This is a genomic window from Neisseria sp. P0021.S007 (assembly GCF_051956855.1).
This window is the reverse complement of record NZ_JBQCXA010000689.1, coordinates 1-632: the sequence shown is the minus strand read 5'-3', so window position 1 is coordinate 632 and position 632 is coordinate 1. Positions and strand designations below refer to the sequence as shown.

Here is a 632-nt window from a genome sequence, read left to right as displayed (position 1 = left end):
ACATTACGCGCCAAGTGATTGCGGTGAACGGAGGTTTGTGTTGAATACCAGAAGCGTCGTAGTAACGGGCATAGGCGGCATTACCGCCTTCGGCCGCGATTGGCAAAGCATACAGGCGGCGTTTAAAGCGGAAAAAAATGCCGTCAAATACATGGATTGGAGTAGACGTTTCCCCGAATTGGAAGCGCAATTGGGCGCGCCGATTGAAGGCTACACTCCGCCCGAACATTGGACGCGCAAGCAACTCAGAAGCATGGGGCGCGTGTCGCACCTGTGTGTCGATGCGGCGGAGCAGGCCCTGACGGATGCAGGTTTGCTTGGAGACGAAAGCATTACCGACGGGCGCATGGGCGTGGCGTGCGGCTCGTCCGTCGGCAGTACCAAAGACATCGGCGATATGGGTGAACTTCTGAACACCGGCACATCGCGCAATTTCAACGCCAATACTTATGTGCGCATGATGCCGCATACGACCGCCGCCAATATCGGCATCTTTTTCGGATTGAAAGGGCGCATTATTCCGACTTCGAGCGCGTGTTCGTCCGGCAGCCAAGGCATAGGCTATGCCTACGAAGCCATCAAATACGGCATGATAGACATGATGCTGGCGGGCGGTGGCGAAGAATTTTGTC

The 632-nt window shown here is 55.7% G+C and carries 1 protein-coding gene; it reads left to right on the top strand.

What is annotated here, in order from left to right; translation table 11 throughout:
* Window positions 1–37: 37 nt before the first annotated feature.
* Window positions 38–632, top strand: a 595-nt coding sequence (locus ACTHUR_RS15395; protein ID WP_440399506.1) for a beta-ketoacyl synthase N-terminal-like domain-containing protein, incomplete at its 3' end; no start/stop codon positions are given.